General features: G+C 72.4%; 13 protein-coding genes. 3 read left to right on the top strand and 10 right to left on the bottom strand.

The genetic code is table 11. The annotated features are described in order from the left end of the window. Positions 1-68: 68 nt before the first annotated feature. The 4 genes from OG552_RS18465 to pdhA form a co-directional block, all read right to left on the bottom strand. A complete protein-coding gene (locus OG552_RS18465; protein WP_329134268.1) occupies positions 69-263 on the bottom strand; it encodes a hypothetical protein in 195 nt (64 codons plus the stop codon). A gap of 91 nt (positions 264-354) precedes the next feature. After that, positions 355-1,827, bottom strand: coding sequence for a dihydrolipoamide acetyltransferase family protein (locus OG552_RS18460; protein ID WP_329140928.1), 1,473 nt, complete (start codon positions 1,825-1,827; stop codon positions 355-357). A gap of 19 nt (positions 1,828-1,846) precedes the next feature. After that, positions 1,847-2,833 (bottom strand): alpha-ketoacid dehydrogenase subunit beta, encoded by a 987-nt coding sequence (locus tag OG552_RS18455; RefSeq protein WP_329134266.1) that lies wholly within the window; start codon positions 2,831-2,833, stop codon positions 1,847-1,849. Between the two features lies 1 nt (position 2,834). After that, positions 2,835-3,989: a pyruvate dehydrogenase (acetyl-transferring) E1 component subunit alpha gene (gene pdhA, locus OG552_RS18450; protein WP_329134264.1), complete on the bottom strand. Its 1,155-nt coding sequence runs from the start codon at positions 3,987-3,989 to the stop codon at positions 2,835-2,837. 439 nt (positions 3,990-4,428) lie between these two features. On the opposite strand from pdhA, the gene OG552_RS18445 reads away from it, so the two are divergent. Beyond that, positions 4,429-5,103 carry a response regulator transcription factor gene (locus OG552_RS18445; protein ID WP_329134263.1) on the top strand — a complete coding sequence of 225 codons (675 nt, stop codon included), beginning with the start codon at positions 4,429-4,431 and terminating at the stop codon, positions 5,101-5,103. A gap of 215 nt (positions 5,104-5,318) precedes the next feature. Beyond that, positions 5,319-6,338 carry a phosphotransferase gene (locus OG552_RS18440; RefSeq protein ID WP_329134261.1) on the top strand — a complete coding sequence of 340 codons (1,020 nt, stop codon included), beginning with the start codon at positions 5,319-5,321 and terminating at the stop codon, positions 6,336-6,338. Positions 6,339-6,348: 10 nt separating this feature from the next. On the opposite strand, the gene OG552_RS18435 is transcribed toward OG552_RS18440, so the two are convergent. Then, a complete protein-coding gene (locus OG552_RS18435; protein ID WP_329134259.1) occupies positions 6,349-7,908 on the bottom strand; it encodes a protein kinase domain-containing protein in 1,560 nt (519 codons plus the stop codon). A gap of 264 nt (positions 7,909-8,172) precedes the next feature. On the opposite strand from OG552_RS18435, the gene OG552_RS18430 reads away from it, so the two are divergent. Beyond that, entirely contained in the window at positions 8,173-9,867 is a 1,695-nt protein-coding gene (locus OG552_RS18430) for a Stk1 family PASTA domain-containing Ser/Thr kinase (RefSeq protein ID WP_329134257.1), read from the top strand. Between the two features lie 199 nt (positions 9,868-10,066). On the opposite strand, the gene OG552_RS18425 is transcribed toward OG552_RS18430, so the two are convergent. From OG552_RS18425 to OG552_RS18405, 5 genes are all read right to left on the bottom strand, one after another. Beyond that, positions 10,067-10,639, bottom strand: a complete 573-nt coding sequence (locus OG552_RS18425) for a bacterial proteasome activator family protein (RefSeq protein WP_329134255.1) — start codon at positions 10,637-10,639, stop codon at positions 10,067-10,069. A gap of 24 nt (positions 10,640-10,663) precedes the next feature. Then, positions 10,664-13,522 carry an FtsX-like permease family protein gene (locus tag OG552_RS18420; protein ID WP_443071174.1) on the bottom strand — a complete coding sequence of 953 codons (2,859 nt, stop codon included), beginning with the start codon at positions 13,520-13,522 and terminating at the stop codon, positions 10,664-10,666. A 62-nt stretch (positions 13,523-13,584) separates the two neighbouring features. Next, a complete protein-coding gene (locus OG552_RS18415; protein WP_329134253.1) occupies positions 13,585-14,445 on the bottom strand; it encodes an ABC transporter ATP-binding protein in 861 nt (286 codons plus the stop codon). Positions 14,446-14,607: 162 nt separating this feature from the next. Further along, positions 14,608-15,366 (bottom strand): PadR family transcriptional regulator, encoded by a 759-nt coding sequence (locus tag OG552_RS18410; protein ID WP_329134251.1) that lies wholly within the window; start codon positions 15,364-15,366, stop codon positions 14,608-14,610. 199 nt (positions 15,367-15,565) lie between these two features. Beyond that, positions 15,566-15,757 carry a hypothetical protein gene (locus tag OG552_RS18405; protein WP_329134250.1) on the bottom strand — a complete coding sequence of 64 codons (192 nt, stop codon included), beginning with the start codon at positions 15,755-15,757 and terminating at the stop codon, positions 15,566-15,568. Positions 15,758-16,333 lie beyond the last annotated feature (576 nt).

Here is a 16,333-nt window from a genome sequence, read left to right as displayed (position 1 = left end):
TACGACTCGATACGGTGCCGCGGCAACCCCGGACGCCCCGTTCGCGTCCGCGCCCGCGCCCGCCCGCATCACGGCCGCAACGTGCTGACCAGGCCTGCGGCGGACGTCAGCGTCGACTGGATGGTGGGCGCCACACTGCTGGAGGCCAGCAGGAATCCGAGCAGCACACAGACCACGGCGTGGCTCGGTTTGAGGGAACGGTTACGCATCAGCAGCGCGCAGAGGGCGAGCAGCAGCAGGACGACGGAGACAGAGACGACCATACGGCGATGGCAGCACAAACCCCACCGTAAAGCCGCGTAACGCGCACGACGGAGGGTCCGGACGTTTGTACGACCGGACCCCCCTTGCGTGTCACGCCCAGGTGATCAGCCGTTTCGGCTGCTCCAGGATCGCGGCCACATCCGCCAGCACCTTCGAGCCCAGCTCGCCGTCGACGAGCCGGTGGTCGAAGGAGAGCGCCAGCGTCGTGACGTGCCGCGCCTTCACCTTGCCCTTGTGCACCCACGGCTGGAGCTTCACCGCGCCGAAGGCGAGGATCGCGGACTCGCCGGGGTTGAGGATCGGCGTCCCGGTGTCGATGCCGAAGACGCCGACATTGGTGATGGTGACGGTACCACCCTGCATGGTGACCGGCGACGTCCTGCCCTCGCGGGCCGTCGCGACCAGCTCACCGAGCGCCGCGGCCAGCTCCGGCAGCGTCTTGGCCTGGGCGTCCTTGATGTTGGGGACGATCAGGCCGCGCGGGGTCGCCGCCGCGATGCCGAGGTTGACGTACGACTTGAGGACGATCTCCTGCCGCTCCTCGTCCCAGGCCGCGTTCACCTCCGGGTTGCGCCGGATGGCGGTCAGCAGCGCCTTGGCGACCAGCAGCAGCGGGCTGACCTTGAGGCCCGCGAAGGCCCGGTCCTCCTTGAGCTCCTGGACCAGCTTCATCGTCCGGGTGATGTCGAACGTCACGAACTCCGTGACGTGCGGCGCCGTGAAGGCGCTGGCCACCATCGCCTGCGCGGTGGCCTTGCGGACGCCCTTGATCGGCACCCGGGTCTCCCGCTCGGCGGTCCCGGGGGCAGCCACCGGCTGCTCGGTGCTGGGCAGCAGACCGGGCGGGGTGGCGGCGGCACGGATGTCCTCGCGCGTCACCTCGCCGTTCTGGCCGGTCGGCACCACCGTCGCCAGATCGATGCCGAGGTCCTTGGCGAGCTTGCGCACCGGGGGCTTGGCGAGCGGGCGCTCCACCAGCAGCCCGGAGGCGGGCGCGGGAGCCGGCTCGGAGGGCGGCGCGGGCGCGGTGTGCCCGTTGAGGCGGTCCGCCTGTCCGGGCACCGTCCCGTGCTCCCCGGACCCGGACCCGGACCCGGACTGCGGCTTGCGGGGCCGCCGGGTGGTGGACGACGGCGCGACGCCGTAACCGACCAGCACCGCCTCCCGCTTGGCGGCGGGAGCGGCGGGCGCGGCCTGCGCCGGAGCCGGGGCGGCGGGCGCGGCGGTGCCGGCAGCAGCAGCCGGAGCGGCGTCACCGGCACTGCCCGCGTCACCGGACTCCCCGGGACCCCCGTCACTCCCGCTGTCACCCGCGTCGACGACGATGATCGCCGTCCCGACGTCCACCGTCGTCCCCTCGCCGAAGCGGATCTCGCTGACCACCCCGTCGTACGGGATGGGCAGTTCGACAGCCGCCTTCGCCGTCTCCACCTCGCAGATCACCTGCCCGTCGGTCACCGCGTCACCGACGCCGACGTACCACTTGAGGATCTCCGCCTCGGTCAGCCCCTCACCGACGTCCGGCATCCTGAATTCGAGAAACCGCTGCGACCGTGCGGTCATGGTTGTCACAACCCTCTCCTCAGAACGCGAGCGCGCGGTCGACGGAGTCGAGTACGCGGTCCAGGCCCGGCAGGTACTCGTCCTCCAGGCGGGCCGGCGGGTACGGCGCGTGGAAACCGCCCACCCGTAGCACCGGCGCCTCCAGGTGGTAGAAGGACCGCTCGGTGATCCGGGCGGCGATCTCCGCACCGGCACCGTAGAACACCGGCGCCTCGTGCACCACGACCAGCCGGCCGGTCTTCTCCACCGACGTCTGGATGGTGTCGAAGTCGATCGGCGAGAGCGACCGCAGGTCGAGCACCTCCAGGTCGCGTCCCTCGTTGGCGGCAGCGGCGGCGGCCTCAAGGCAGACCTTCACCATCGGCCCGTAGGCGGCCAGCGTCAGGTCGCTGCCGGGCTTGACCACGACCGCCTTGTGCAGGTCGCCGGGGACCGCCTGGACATCGACCTGGCCCTTGTCCCAGTAGCGCCGCTTCGGCTCGAAGAAGATCACCGGGTCGTCGCACTCGATCGCCTGCTGGAGCATCCAGTACGCGTCCGACGGATTCGCCGGCGAGACCACCTTCAGCCCGGCGACATGCGCGAAGAGCGTCTCCGGCGACTCACTGTGGTGCTCGACCGCGCCGATGCCGCCGCCGTACGGGATCCGGATGACGACGGGCAGCTTGATCTTGCCGAGCGCCCGGGCGTGCATCTTGGCCAGCTGGGTGACGATCTGGTCGTAGGCAGGGAAGACGAAGCCGTCGAACTGGATCTCCACCACCGGGCGGTAGCCGCGCAGCGCCAGTCCGATGGCGGTGCCGACGATGCCGGACTCGGCCAGCGGGGTGTCGATCACCCGGTCCTCGCCGAAGTCCTTGTAGAGGCCGTCGGTGATCCGGAAGACGCCGCCGAGCTTGCCGACGTCCTCGCCCATGATGAGGACCTTCGGGTCGTTCTCCAGCGCCTTGCGCAGCGATTCGTTGAGGGCCTTCGACATGGCCATCTGGGTGGACGTCTCGCTCATGTCAGTGCCCCTTCCCGGAGGTCCCGGCGCCGTTGCCGTCATCGAAAGAGGCGAGGTACCGCGCGAACTGGGCGCGCTCCTCGTCGACGAGCGCGTGCCCGTCGGCGTAGGCGTGGTCGAAGATGGCCATCGTGTCGGGGTTCGGCATGCTCCGTACACCGTCCCTGACCCGCTTGGCGAGCGCGTCGGACTCGCTCTCCAGACCCGCGTAGAAGTCCTCGTCGGTCAGGCCCTGCTTCTCCAGGTACGTGCGCAGCCGGGAGATGGGGTCCTTGGACGCCCACTCGTCGGTCTCGTCGGTGGAGCGGTAGCGGGTCGGGTCGTCGGTGGTGGTGTGCGCGCCCATCCGGTAGGTGAACGCCTCCACCAGCATCGGGCCCTGGCCGCTGCGGGCGTGTTCGAGGGCCGCCCGGGTCACCGCGAGCACCGCCAGCACGTCGTTGCCGTCGACCCGGACGCCGGGGAAGCCGTAGCCGGCCGCCCGCTGGTAGATCGGCACCCGGGACTGCTTCTCGGTCGGCTCGGAGATCGCCCACTGGTTGTTCTGGCAGAAGAACACCACCGGCGCGTTGTAGACCGCGGCGAAGGTGAACGCCTCGGCCACGTCGCCCTGACTGGAGGCGCCGTCACCGAAGTACGCGATGACCGCGGCGTCCGCGCCGTCCTTGGCGATGCCCATCGCGTACCCGGCGGCGTGCAGCGTCTGGGAGCCGATGACGATGGTGTAGAGCTGGAAGTTGTTCTCGTTGGGGTCCCAGCCGCCGTTGTTCACACCGCGGAACATCCCCAGCAGATTCAGCGGGTCGACGTCGCGGGTCCAGGCCACACCGTGCTCACGGTAGGTCGGGAAGATGTAGTCGTCCGGGCGGGTGGCCCGCCCGGAACCGATCTGGGCGGCCTCCTGGCCCAGCAGCGAGGCCCACAGCCCCAGCTCGCCCTGCCGCTGCAGGGTGATCGCCTCGGCGTCGAACCGGCGGGTCAGCACCATGTCGCGGTACAGGCCACGCAGCTCTTCCGGCGTCAGGTCGATGGAGTACTCGCTGTGCTCGACGCGCTCGCCCCCGGGGGTCAGCAGCTGTACGAGCTCAGGCTCGTCCCCACGGCGCTTCGCGCCGCCGCGGGTCGGCCTCCGCGCGGCAGTGCTCTTCACGCTCACGTTCGCTCCTCCGTCTGTCCGGCCCCCGGGGTCTGCCGGGAAGCCAGTGCGGCTCACCTGGTCCGACATGACGCACGGGGTGTGTGCGGCAGTACCGAGCCAGGCGTATTGATGCCCCGGCGAATGGCCTGCGACTACAGACGTTACCTAGAACTCCGGCAATCGCGCGAAGCCGTCCGACCTGCGGTTTTGCTTTGATTTCCTAGTAATCAGGGGTGTAGACGGCGTTCCCGCAGGCCACCGGGTCAATCGCACGGTATCCCGGATGCCGGAAGCGCGTAAGAGGTCTCAGGACCCTGTCGGAAGGTCTCGGGATGTCGCGGGACGCCGAGGGGTCCTGGGTGGTGCCGCGGGGTGCCGCAGGGCGCCTGGGGGCGCCTGGGGGCGCCGGTCCGGTCCGCGGGAGGCACGAAGATCGTGACGGTGGGAAGCTGGACATGTGCGTGAAGACGGAAATATCCGAGTTTTCCTTCTCGACGACCATGAAGTGGTGCGCCGGGGCGTCCATGAACTGCTGGCCACCGAGCACGACATCGACGTGGTCGGGGAGGCCGCCGACGCGGCCGAGGCGATGACCCGCATTTCCGGCGCCCACCCCGATGTGGCGGTCCTCGACGTACGGCTGCCGGACGGCTCGGAGGTCGAGGTGTGCCGGGAGATCCGGTCCCACGACCCCTCGGTGAAGTGCCTGATGCTGACGTCCTTCGCCGACGACGAGGCGCTCTTTGACGCGGTCATGGCCGGCGCGTCCGGATACGTGCTCAAGGTGATCAGCGGCGACGACCTGGTCACGGCGGTCAAGGAAGTGGCCGCGGGGAAGTCGCTGCTCGACCCCGGCGCCACCGGCAAGGTGCTGGACCGGCTGCGGGACGGCGGGACGCGGTCCGCGGAGAGCCCCGGCGAGCACGCCGAGCTGACGCAGCAGGAGCAGCGGATCCTGGACCTGATCGGGGAAGGGCTGACCAACCGGCAGATCGGCGAGCGGATGCGCCTGGCCGAGAAGAAGGTCAGGAAGTACGTGTCGTCGCTGCTGGCGAAGCTGGGCATGGAGCGGCGGACACAGGCCGCGGTGTACGGGGAGCGGATGCAGGGCGGCGGCAAGCGGGTGCCTTAGGGCGGCGGGCGCTTGGTGGCCTGGCGGCTCGGCGGCTCGGCGGCTTGTTTGAGCGTGTCACCCCGGTGCCCCGGGCAGCGTCCCAGGTCAGGCGGCCCCCGCGGGCGTTTTCACCGCCTCCCGGGCGCTTTGGCGGGTTCACCGCCTTAGCAGGTCCTGGGCGCCCGGCGCCACTCCGCCGGGGCGGACCCCCGAGTTGATCTACGCTGTGGCGCGTGACGGGCACGGCACCGGCGCCGCCACCGCTGACGGATGTGCTGCGCCCATACGAGGACGCGGGAACCCCGCTCACCTGCGAACCGGTCCCCCGGGGACTGCTCAACCGGGGGTGGCGGCTGACCACCACGGCAGGTCGGTTCTTCCTCAAGCAGTACATCGCAGCGGACACCGCGGACCCCGGCGTCATCGCGCGCCAGCACCACGCCACCCTGCGGCTCGCCCGGCTGGGCCTGCCCATCGCCGCCCCGCTGCAGGACTCCCGCGGCAACACCGTGGCACTGGCCGGCGGCGCCGGCTACGCCCTCTTCCCCTGGGTCGACGGCCGCCACCGCGAGGGCACCGAACTCAGCCCGGCCCAGTCCCGCCGCCTCGGCGCGCTGCTCGGCCGGGTCCACAGCGGTCTCGCCCGCATCCAGCCGCCGCCCCCCGCCGGCCGGCACCCCAGCGCCGACCCGGACCGTACCCACGCGCACATCGACCAGCTGCTCGCGCTGGTCCGCGGCCACCGCCCGTACGACGCCTTCGACGCGCTCGCGGAACACCGGCTGCTGGAGCGCAGGGCGCTGCTGCGGCAGTACGCCCACCGGCGCCCGCCGGACGCGGAAGGGCAGGTCAGCGGCTGGGTGCACGGTGACTTCCACCCGCTCAACCTGCTCTACCGCGGCGACGAACCGGCCGCCATCGTGGACTGGGACCGGCTCGGCGTACAGCCGCGCGCGGAGGAGGCGGTACGGGCCGCGGCGATCTTCTTCGTCCACCCGGTCACCGGCCGGCTCGACCTGCGCAAGGTCCGCGGCTACGCCCGGTCGTACCGGCGCGGGGCGCGCGTCGGCGCCGCGGAGGTGGCCGCGGCCGTCCACCGGGTGTGGTGGGAACGGCTCAACGACTTCTGGATGCTGCACTGGCGCTACCAGCGGCGCGACCAGCGCTCCGACCCGCTCTTCCCGGCCGCGTCGGCGCTCGCGGTGTGGTGGACCGAGGAGTACGAGGCGGTGCTGGAGGCTTTCACCGGGTGACGGTGGCGGTTCAGCCGTTGTGACCGTCGCCGCCGCTGCCGCCGGTCGGGTCGCTGCCCGGCTCCGTCGTGGGGGGCGTCGTCGGCGGGGTGGTGGGCGGCGTGGTCGGCGGCGTCGTCGGGGGTGTGGTCGGCGGCTTCGTGGTCGGCGTCGTCGGCGGCGGCGTGGTCGTGGCGGTGGTCGGCGGCGGCGTCGTGGTGGTCGTCTCGGTCGGGGCGCCGGTGTCCGTCCGGGTCGGCCCGGTGCTGACCTCGCCGCTGCCGGTCGGCTCGTCCGACGGGGTGTCGGTGGGCTGGTCGGTCGGCTGGGTGGTCACCGGTGCGGTGGTGTGAGAGGGCGAGGCCCCGCCGCCGTTGCCGCCGGTGGCGAAGAAGACGCCCAGCACGATGATCACCACCGCGACCACACCGAAGAGCGCCGGTTTCAGCCAGCGGTTGCCGCCGTTCTTCGGCGGCGGCGGCGCGCCATAGCCGTGCACGTCGTCGGGGCCACCGACACCGCCGACGCCGGCCAGCAGCGGCAGGCCGAGTTCCGCGGTGTGGCCGGAGCCCGGGTAGCCACCCGGGCCGGCCTGCGCGACGACGGTGGGCGCGGTGCCGCCCGGTCCTGGCGCGACCGCGGTGACCGCGCCGGTGCTCCAGCGTCCGCCGCTCCAGCCGCCCTGCTCGGTGAGCGCCTGGTGGGCGTAGGCGAGGACCCCGCGCATCTCCTCGGCGCTCTGGAAGCGGTCCTCCGGCTGCTTCGCCAGTGCCCGCATCACCAGGCCGTCCAGCTCGGGCGGCACCCGGTCGTTGACCTGGGAGGGGATCTGGGCCTGGTCCTGGACGTGCTGGTACACCACGGAGAGCGGCGTCTCGCCGGTGAACGGCGGCCGCAGCGTGAGCAGTTCGTAGAGCAGGCAGCCGGTGGCGTACAGATCGCTGCGGTGGTCCACGGTCTTGCCGAGCGCCTGCTCGGGCGAGAGGTACTGCGGGGTGCCCATGACCATGCCGGTCTGCGTCATCGTGCTCGCGGCGCCGTGCAGCGCCCGCGCGATGCCGAAGTCCATCACCTTGACCTGACCGGCCGAGGTGATGATCACGTTGGCGGGCTTGATGTCGCGGTGCACGATGCCGTGCTGGTGGCTGTACGCGAGAGCGTCCAGCACCCCGGAGACGATCAGCAGCGCCTGGTCGACCGGCGGCGGGGTCGGACCGTTGAGCAGGTCCTTGATGGTGTGGCCCTCGACCAGTTCCATCACGATGTAGGGGACGGTGCCGGTGGGGGTGCGGTCCTCACCGGAGTCGTAGACCGCGACCACGGCGTGGTGATTCAGCCCGGCGACGGCCTGCGCCTCACGGGTGAAGCGGGCCTTGGACACCGGGTCCTCGGCGAGGTCCGTGCGCAGCAGCTTCACCGCCACGGTCCGGCCGAGCCGTACGTCCTCGGCGGCGAAGACCTCGGCCATCCCGCCGCGGCCGAGCTTGCCGCTCAGCCGGTAACGGCCGTCGCCCACCAGGGAGCCGACGCCCCACTGGCCGGAGCTTTCCGACGCTCCGACGCCGGCGGGCGTCTCGTTCCGGTCGACCATCAGTCCTCGCCGTCGTTCGTCCATCGGTCGGTCGGCAACCATGCCTCTGGTGCGCAACCGTACCGCTTTTCGAGGACCCGAATCTCTTCGTCCAGCGGGTCGGCCGGGGCCGGCCGGGCCCTTCACGGCCGGGTACGCGGACCGTCTGCGTCTGGTGACGAGATGGTCAACGAACTTGACGTGCCGGTCCGATCGGACAGACTTGGCCGGGCAAGGTCGGGGACGAGTCTGTCCCGGAAGGTCTTCCAGGGGGTAGCGGTACTGATGAGCGGGGACGCCACGCAGGGCGGCGAGTACACGGGGCGCTCGGTCGGCGGCGGGCGGTACGTGCTGCGCGAGCTGCTGGGACAGGGCGGGATGGCGTCCGTGCACCTGGCACATGACACCGTCCTTGACCGGCCGGTCGCCGTCAAGACCCTCCACACCAACCTCGGCAACGAGCCGTCGTTCCGTGAGCGCTTCCGCCGCGAGGCCCAGTCCGTCGCCAAACTCAACCACACCAACATCGTCTCGGTCTTCGACTCCGGCGAGGACGTGATCGACGGGCAGCACGTCCCGTACATCGTCATGGAGTACGTCGAGGGGCAGCCGCTCGGTGATGTGCTGGCCGCCGACATCGCCCAGCACGGCGCGATGCCGGCCGACAAGGCGCTGAAGATCACCGGCGATGTGCTGGCGGCACTGGCGGTCAGCCACGAGATGGGGCTGGTGCACCGGGACATCAAGCCGGGCAATGTGATGATCACCCGGCGCGGTGTGGTCAAGGTCATGGACTTCGGCATCGCCCGGGCCATGCAGTCCGGTGTCACCTCGATGACGCAGACCGGCATGGTCGTCGGCACCCCGCAGTACCTCTCGCCCGAGCAGGCGCTGGGCCGCGGCGTCGACGAGCGGTCCGACCTGTACTCGGTCGGCTGCATGCTCTTCGAGCTCCTCACCGGGCGGCTGCCGTTCGACGCGGACTCGCCGCTGGCGATGGCCTACCAGCATGTGCAGGAGACCCCGCCGGCGCCGTCCTCCGTCAACCGGGCGCTCAGCCCGGCGGTGGACGCCCTGGTGGCGCGGTCACTGCGGAAGAATCCGGCCGAGCGCTTCCCGAGCGCGGAGACCATGCAGGACGAGACGCAGCGGGTGCTTTCGGCCACCGCCCGCGACACCATGCCGCTGGTCTCCGGCGCCACCGCTCCCCCCACCGGCCGGGGCGAGGGCGTGGCCAACTCGGTCTTCCCCGCCGCCCAGGGGCCGCTGCAGACGCCGCAGCAGCAGATCCAGACCCCGTACGCGCCCAGCGCCGGGACGCCGTACGGTCCGCAGACGCCGCCCTCGGCCTACGGCTACCCCCAGCCGGGGCAGGGCCTGGGGCAGGGCACCCCGCCGCCCCCGCCCAATCCGGCGTACGGCATGGCGCCGGCGCCCGTACCGCTTCCGCAGCAGCGCCCGGCGGGCGGGCCTGGCGGGTCCGGCGGGCGGCCGAACCGGCTGCCCGCGATCATCGGCGGGTCCGTCGCGGTGATCGCCATCGCGGTGATCGTCGTCCTCATCGTCGCCATGAACGGCAGCGGCTCCGACGACAACGCGGGCGGCAACGGCGGCACCAGCTCCGCTCCTGCAACGGTGACCAGCACCACCCCGACCACCACCACGGGCGCGGACAGCATCGTCAAGGGCGACCAGAGCCGCACCATCGACCAGGACAAGTGCCGGGACGCGCACAACGACCTGATCAACCCGAACGACCCCGACGTCGTGACGATGCCCGACTTCACCTCGATCTACGTGGACTCGGTCGTCGCCTGCATCCAGGCCGCGGGCTGGACCTACACCACCAAGTACGTGGACGAGCAGCAGTGGGGCGAGGGCACCGTCACCAGCCAGGACCCGAAGTACCTGGACGACTACAACCCGAAGACCGACGGCAAGATCACCATCTGGGTCTCCACGGGCAAGGGCGCGAGCTGAGCGTTCCCGCCGGTCCGCGGCCTGGCGCGACAGCGGCGGGCGGCACCCGAATCAGGTGCCGCCCGCCGCTGTCGTTGTCCGTAGGTGTCCGGGAATCCGGGTCTTCGGGTCTTCGGGTATCGGGTATTCGGGTCCTCGGATCTTCGGGTGTGCGGGAACTCAAAAAACTCAGGAATCAGGAATTCGGGAAAGAGGCTGGTTACAGGTACGGGCCGGAGCGGGCCTGCTGCTCCTGCTCCTCGTCGTGCGGCAGCACACCGGGCGGCAGCGCCCGGCGCATCTGCTCCAACTGGGCGCGAGCGGCCATCTGCTGGGCGAAGAGCGCGGTCTGAATACCGTGGAACAGGCCCTCGAGCCAGCCCACCAGCTGTGCCTGGGCGATGCGCAACTCGGCCTCGCTGGGCACGCTCTCCTCGGTGAAGGGCAGCGAAAGCCGCTCCAGTTCCTCCACCAACTCCGGCGCCAGCCCGGCCTCCAGCTCCTTGACGGAACTGGCGTGGATCTCCTTCAGCCGCACCCGGCTCGCCTCATCGAGAGGAGCCGCGCGCACTTCCTCCAGGAGCTGCTTGATCATGCTGCCAATGCGCATCACCTTCGCCGGCTGCTCGACCATCTCCGTCACCGGGATCTCGCGCGACTCGTGACCCTCACCGTCCTTGGGATCCCCGCCGAGGGCCATCCCATCCGGCCCTACGACCAGGACCTGCGGATTCTTCGAGCTCTGCGGGTCGTGCGCGTTCTCCGGTGACCGTTCATTCCTCGGCATCTCCATGGGTCCATTGTCCCGCACCTGCTGCTAGGCCTCAGCTCGGCGGCCTATTTCCGCGCGCGAGCGCGTGACCAGCGCGGCGAGCAGCATCGCCCCCAGCGGCACCATCACCAGCAGCAGCGCGAGGGTCCCCCACGGCACGACGATCGGCACGTGCGGCACCCGGCTGCCGGCCCATCCCTGCTCCATCGCCTGCCGGTAGTCGTGCCAGGACCGCTGCCGCTCGGTGCGCCGCAGCCCGATCGCGGGCAGCACCCCCGCGGCCGTCCCGAGGATCACTCCCATCGCGGCGATCACCCCGCACTGGAACCCGGAGAGCGTCCGCCGCACCCGCGGCGCGGCACCGACCGCGGCGAGTGTCCGCAGGTCGGGCTGGGCGTCGGCCTGAGCCAGCCCGGTCGCTATCCCGGCGGCGCCGACGGTCACCAGTCCGGCGAAGAGCCCCAGCGCGAGCAGCACCACGCTGTTGGTGCTCTGGAATCCCCGCTCCAGATAAGTGGTCGTCTCCGTGCCCAGCTTCGCGAGGTCGCCGGTCAGCGCCTGCCGCTCGGCCGAGGTGGGCATGCGCGAGGTGGTGAAGAGCGAACCCAGCGGCACCGTCCTGATCCCGGCGGCACGGGCGGCCTGCTGCGGCACGATCGCCGCGACGCCGTACGCCTGCGCGGATGTGATCAGCCGCGCCGGCAACGCCTTGACCGGTCCTTGCGGTTCGCTGTCGCCGGGCACCACCTTGGAGGTGTCCGCGACCAGGCGGAGTTTCAGTGTGCCGCGGTCGAAGAGGGGCCGGTTGAAGACCACCGTCTCGCCGCGGGCCAGCGCGGTGCGCGCGGCGGCGTCCCCGATGCCGAGCGCGCGCAGCACGTCGGGACCGCCGACCACCACGTCTCCCTCGGCACTGATCACCGGCGCCACGCTGGAGTAGTCGCACCGCCAGCTCAGGAAGAAGGCCCGCCGCTGCGCCGCGGTGAACCGCTGGGCCTGCTCCATGTCGTCCAGCGGACACTGGTTGGCCTTCGGCGTCACCGGCTGCACACTGCCGCAGCCGGGCTGCGAACTGAACTGGTCGCAGGTCCGGGCCCCGGTCGTCAGCCGGAACACATCGGCCCGGGCCGCCACCGGCAGCTCTTTCGCCACGGCCGTCCGTGCCGCGCCCAGCTCCCGGCCCTGGTCGGAGCCAATGCTCAGCGCGAAGACCCCGTGCGGCGCCCTTGCCTCATAGGTGTCCCGGTCCTGCCGGTCCTGGCTGGCGGCGAAGGTCGCCACCGCGACCGTGCCGGCCACCGCGGCCAGCACCGCCGCCACCGCGGGCGCGGTACGGCCGCGGTTCCGCACGGCGTCCCGCAGCGCCAGCCGGGGCACGAGCGGCAGCCACTTCCCGAGCCGCCCGAACGCCCCGACCAGTACCGGTGTCATCGCCACCAGTCCCAGCTCGGCCACCCCGGAACCGAAGCCCACCGCAAGGGGGTTGCGGGTCCGCAGGGAACCGAAGACCGCGATGCCCGCACCCAGGCACACCGCTCCCAGGCCGATCACCGGCAGTGTCCGGCCGGTGCGCCGCACCCCGCGCCGCCCGGTGAGCGAGGCCAGCACGCTCTGCCGGGACGAGGTGACAGCGGGCACGACCGCGGCCAGCAGCCCGGTGAGCACCGCCAGCGCGGCGATCCCCAGCAACTCCAGCGGCCGCACCTCGATCCCGCCGAACCGCTGGCCGACGGAGTTCTCCAGCGGGCCGCGGAGCACCACGGTGAGCAGTGCCCCGGCCAGGGTGCCGACGACCGCTGCCGCCACCCCGATCACCAGACCTCCGGCGAGCACGATCGCCCGGATGTGCCGGCGGTCCCCTCCGTTGGCGCCGACCAGGCCGAGCTGCCGCTGCGAACGCCGGGCGCCGACCGCGAACGCCGGCCCTGCCAGCAGGCAGATCTCCAGCATGGCCAGGCCCACTGTCGTCGCCCCGGCCGCGATCACGGCCGTGTTGTCGTCGGACGTGAAGGCCCTGGGCCCTCCGTTGCGCCGGTAGAGGGGAACCTCGGAGTCGGCCGGCGGATGCAGCCGCACCTCACGCGAGTCGACCCCCACCCCGAGGGTGTTGGCCCGCTGCACCATGGCCCAGGTGAAGTCGCCGGGCACGGCGACCAGATACGACGGAGGCCGCAGGGTGTCCGCGCTCGCGCCGATCGCCTGCCGCGCGGCCAGGTAGGGCTTGATGAAGGTGCCGGGCAGCGTGTTCAACTGCTCGGTGTCCAACTGGCTCGGCAGGTCGTAGGCGCCGACGATCCGGTAGCCGCGGCCCAGTCCGTAGGCGGTGACCCTCGAACCGACGTGCAGGCCGCTGGACTTCAGGAACGCGTTGGTGGCGGCCATCTCGTCCGGCGCCGCGGGGAACCGGCCCCGGTCCAGCGCCATGATCCCGGCGGCCAGCGGATCGGCCGCCTTCAACTCCCGCACCGTGGTGTAGAGCAGACCGGTACGGGTCCTGATCGCCGCATAGGTGTCGTCGTCGGTGAGCCAGTGTGCTCCGGCCGGCAGTGCCACTTTGGGGTCGACGTCGAAGTCATCGGTGCCGACCGCCCCGGTGTCTTCCGCCCCGGTGCCGTCCGCCGCTTCCTGGTGGACCGGCTCGTACTCGTCGCCCGAGGGCGACTGCAGCACCGGCTGCCCGCCCTGGCCGGCGCTGAGCAGCCGCGCGTCGGCAGCACCGACGTCCCGGTCGACCTTCTGCTCTTCGGTCAGCTGGGAACTGCGCACGGTGATGTCGGCCGCACTGACCCCCATGATCGGCAGTGCGATCATCAGCAGCACCAGGACGCTGCGGCCCCGGTACCGCAGGGCGTCACGGCGGGCGATCCGGACCGCCGCCCGCCAGGAGTTGACGCGGGCGGCCACCGATCCGGGGTGGGCGCCCGCGCCCCGCCCGGTCAGCAGGTCCTTGCCGCCGGTCCCGGTGCTCACGGCGCCACCCCGCCGGTCAGCAGCGACTCGGCGGACGACCGCAGGGTCATGTCCACCACCGAGCCGTCCCGCAGGAAGACCACCCGGTCCGCCCAGGCGGCGAAGCGCGGTTCGTGCGTGACGAGGATCCCGGCCGCGCCGGCGTCGCACCTGGCGCGCAGCAGCGCGAGCACCGCCTCGCCGGTCTCCGAGTCCAGCGCGCCCGTGGGCTCGTCGGCCAGCACCAGCCTGCGGTCCCCCACCAGCGCCCGGGCGATCGCCACCCGCTGCTGCTGGCCGCCTGACATCTCGTCGGGGAACCGGTCGGCGAGCGTCGCCAGCCCCATCTCCTCCAGCGCCGCGACCGCCTCCCGGTGGGCCTTGCGGGCGCCGACGCCGTCGAGTTCGCGGGGGAGTGCCACATTCTCCGCGGCGGTGAGCGCCGGGATCAGGTTGTAGTCCTGGAAGACGTAGCCGATGCTGCGCCGGCGCAGTGCCGCCATCTCCTTGCGGCCGACGCTGGTCAGATCGGTGCCTTCGACCACGACCCGTCCGGACGTCGGCAGGTCCAGGCCGCCGGCGATGGTCAGCAGCGTGGACTTGCCGGACCCCGAGGGCCCCATCACGGCGACGAGTTCGCCCGGATACACCTCCAGGTCGATGCCGCGCAGCGCGTGGACCTCGGCGGCGCCGGTGCCGTGGACCCGGGTCAGGGCTTCGAGCCGCAGGACAGGTGCGGGTGCAGGGGCGGGTGTCGAAACGGGTGCGGATGCCGATGTGGATGCGGCCTCGCCCGGGGGCTTTCCGGCCGCGCTCCCGGCGGGTGTGCCCCGGCCCGGTGGTGTGGGTGGTGTGGACGGCGTGGACTGACTGGACATCGGTGCTGCTCTCCCCCTGGTCGGTACGTACTGGCAGGCGCGGCGCTGGTCAGGTGCCGGCGCCCCTTTCTTCGGTTTCTCCGCTGTCTCCGCTGTCTCCGCTGTGTGTTCTGCTGGTGCGGCCGCTGCCGCGCGGCTGCGGAGGCGTCCGCGCGGCCGGGCTCAGCGCCTGGTCCGCGGGCGTCTGAGGGCGCCGCGCAGCCCTCCGTCCTGCGCGGTGGCCGGCTCGGCTTCGTCCGCCCCGGCCGCGGCCGGCCCTGCCGGAGCGGGGCCGGGCGCCGGCGTGGCGGGCGCCGACCAGGCCGTGCCGGAACTGGCGAGCCGCACCAGCCGGGTCTCGCAGTGGTCGAGCCACCGGGCTTCCGCCTCCGCCTGGAAGATCAGCTGGTCCAGCACCAACTGCCAGGCCACGTCGTCCCGGTCCGGCCCGGTCTCCGCGCTCTCCGCGTGCTCCCCGCTCTTCCCGTGCCCCCCGCCCGAAGCCTTCGCCCCCTTCGCTCCCTTCGTCGCTGCCTCCATCGCCTGTGCCTTCAGCCGCGTGTAGTCCTGCATCGCCTTGATCGTGTGCATCCGCTGGGCCTGGATCACCGCGCGCACATCCACCTCCGGCGAGCCCACCGCCATCGCGAGCTTGATCGCCAGCTCGTTCCGCGGTGGATTCGCGCGGTCCACGGGGCTGGCGAACCAGTCCCGCAGCTCCGTCCGCCCGTCCTCGGTGATCGCGTACAGCGCGTGCCCGCCGTCGTCCTCGCCCGCCGGCACCACCAGCCCGTCCCGTTCGAGCCGCGACAGCGTCGTGTAGACCTGCCCGACGTTGAGCGGCCAGGTGGAACCGGTGCGCGACTCGAACTCGGAGCGGAGCTGATAGCCGTAACGCGGACCTCGTTCGAGGAGAGCCAGCAGGCCGTGACGGATCGACATACTCAGTATGTATACCGGGTATGGTCCCGCCCGCAACCCCGATCCGCGCTCCAGCCTCTGCTTTCACTCGAACGAATGATCGATGGCTGCTTGTCGGCGACTCGCCACGACGGCCCCCGCGCGACCGCGGCCGGCACTCCCAGCCACCCCCAGCGCCCCCGCCCGACCACGGCCGGCACCCCCGGCCACCCCCACCGCCCTACGACCTGCGCAGCCGCAGCCCGAAAAAGCCCAGCCCCAGCCCGACCAGCACCAGCCCCGCGCCGAGCGGCAGCACCCGCAGCACCCGCCGGACCGGTTCGTCCGCGATCACCGACCGCGGCGGCGCGTCCGTCCGCCCCGCCGCGCCGGTGGCCGCGGGGGCCGTGGTCGGCTCCTGCCCGTCCGCCACCGGCACCAGCGACTGTCCCCGGCCCGCGCCGTACTCCCGCCGGGGCTTGAGGACCGGCCCCCGCGCGCCCCTGCCGCCGCCGGCACCGCTCGTGTGCGCCGCGGCGGAGCCGGAGGGACGCGGACCGGCCGACGCGGGCGGGCGCAGCGGGCCGCCCGGCGCGGACGGGGAGGGGGACGGAGACGGCTGGGGCGGCACGGCGGGAGTCGCCGGCCGCGTCGGCTTCGGCGCGGGAGGCGCGGGTGGCCCGGGGGGCACGGACGCCGGGGGCGTGGGGTGCGCCGTCGGAGCCGGCGGACCGGAGGGGAGCCCCGGGACGGGAGCGTGTCCCGCCCCGTGGGTGGGCGCGGGACCGTGGCCGCCCCCGTGTGTCGGCGCGGGACCGGTCCCCGGCCCTGCGGGCGGGGAAGGCGGCCGTGCGGACACGGAGCCCGAAGGCAGCGGACCCGGACCCGCCGGGCCCTGCGAGACTCCCGGCCCCGGCACCGGCGACACCGCGGCCTCCGCGGCCTTCACCGACCCCAGCGCCACACCGGCGGCCAGGAGAAGGCAGGACCCCGCCCGTAGCGCTTTCCC

Source organism: Streptomyces sp. NBC_01476 (genome assembly GCF_036227265.1).
GTDB lineage: Bacteria > Actinomycetota > Actinomycetes > Streptomycetales > Streptomycetaceae > Actinacidiphila.
This window is presented reverse-complemented; position numbering and strand designations above follow the sequence as displayed.

What these genes read in the sequence shown, in the direction of transcription:
- OG552_RS18465 (WP_329134268.1), bottom strand. Translation starts at nt 263, where the DNA reads ATGGTCGTCTCTGTCTCCGTCGTCCTGCTGCTGCTCGCCCTCTGCGCG.
- OG552_RS18460 (WP_329140928.1), bottom strand. Translation starts at nt 1,827, where the DNA reads ATGACCGCACGGTCGCAGCGGTTTCTCGAATTCAGGATGCCGGACGTC.
- OG552_RS18455 (WP_329134266.1), bottom strand. Translation starts at nt 2,833, where the DNA reads ATGAGCGAGACGTCCACCCAGATGGCCATGTCGAAGGCCCTCAACGAA.
- OG552_RS18435 (WP_329134259.1), bottom strand. Translation starts at nt 7,908, where the DNA reads ATGGTCGACCGGAACGAGACGCCCGCCGGCGTCGGAGCGTCGGAAAGC.
- OG552_RS18430 (WP_329134257.1), top strand. Translation starts at nt 8,173, where the DNA reads ATGAGCGGGGACGCCACGCAGGGCGGCGAGTACACGGGGCGCTCGGTC.
- OG552_RS18425 (WP_329134255.1), bottom strand. Translation starts at nt 10,639, where the DNA reads ATGGAGATGCCGAGGAATGAACGGTCACCGGAGAACGCGCACGACCCG.
- OG552_RS18415 (WP_329134253.1), bottom strand. Translation starts at nt 14,445, where the DNA reads ATGTCCAGTCAGTCCACGCCGTCCACACCACCCACACCACCGGGCCGG.
- OG552_RS18410 (WP_329134251.1), bottom strand. Translation starts at nt 15,366, where the DNA reads ATGTCGATCCGTCACGGCCTGCTGGCTCTCCTCGAACGAGGTCCGCGT.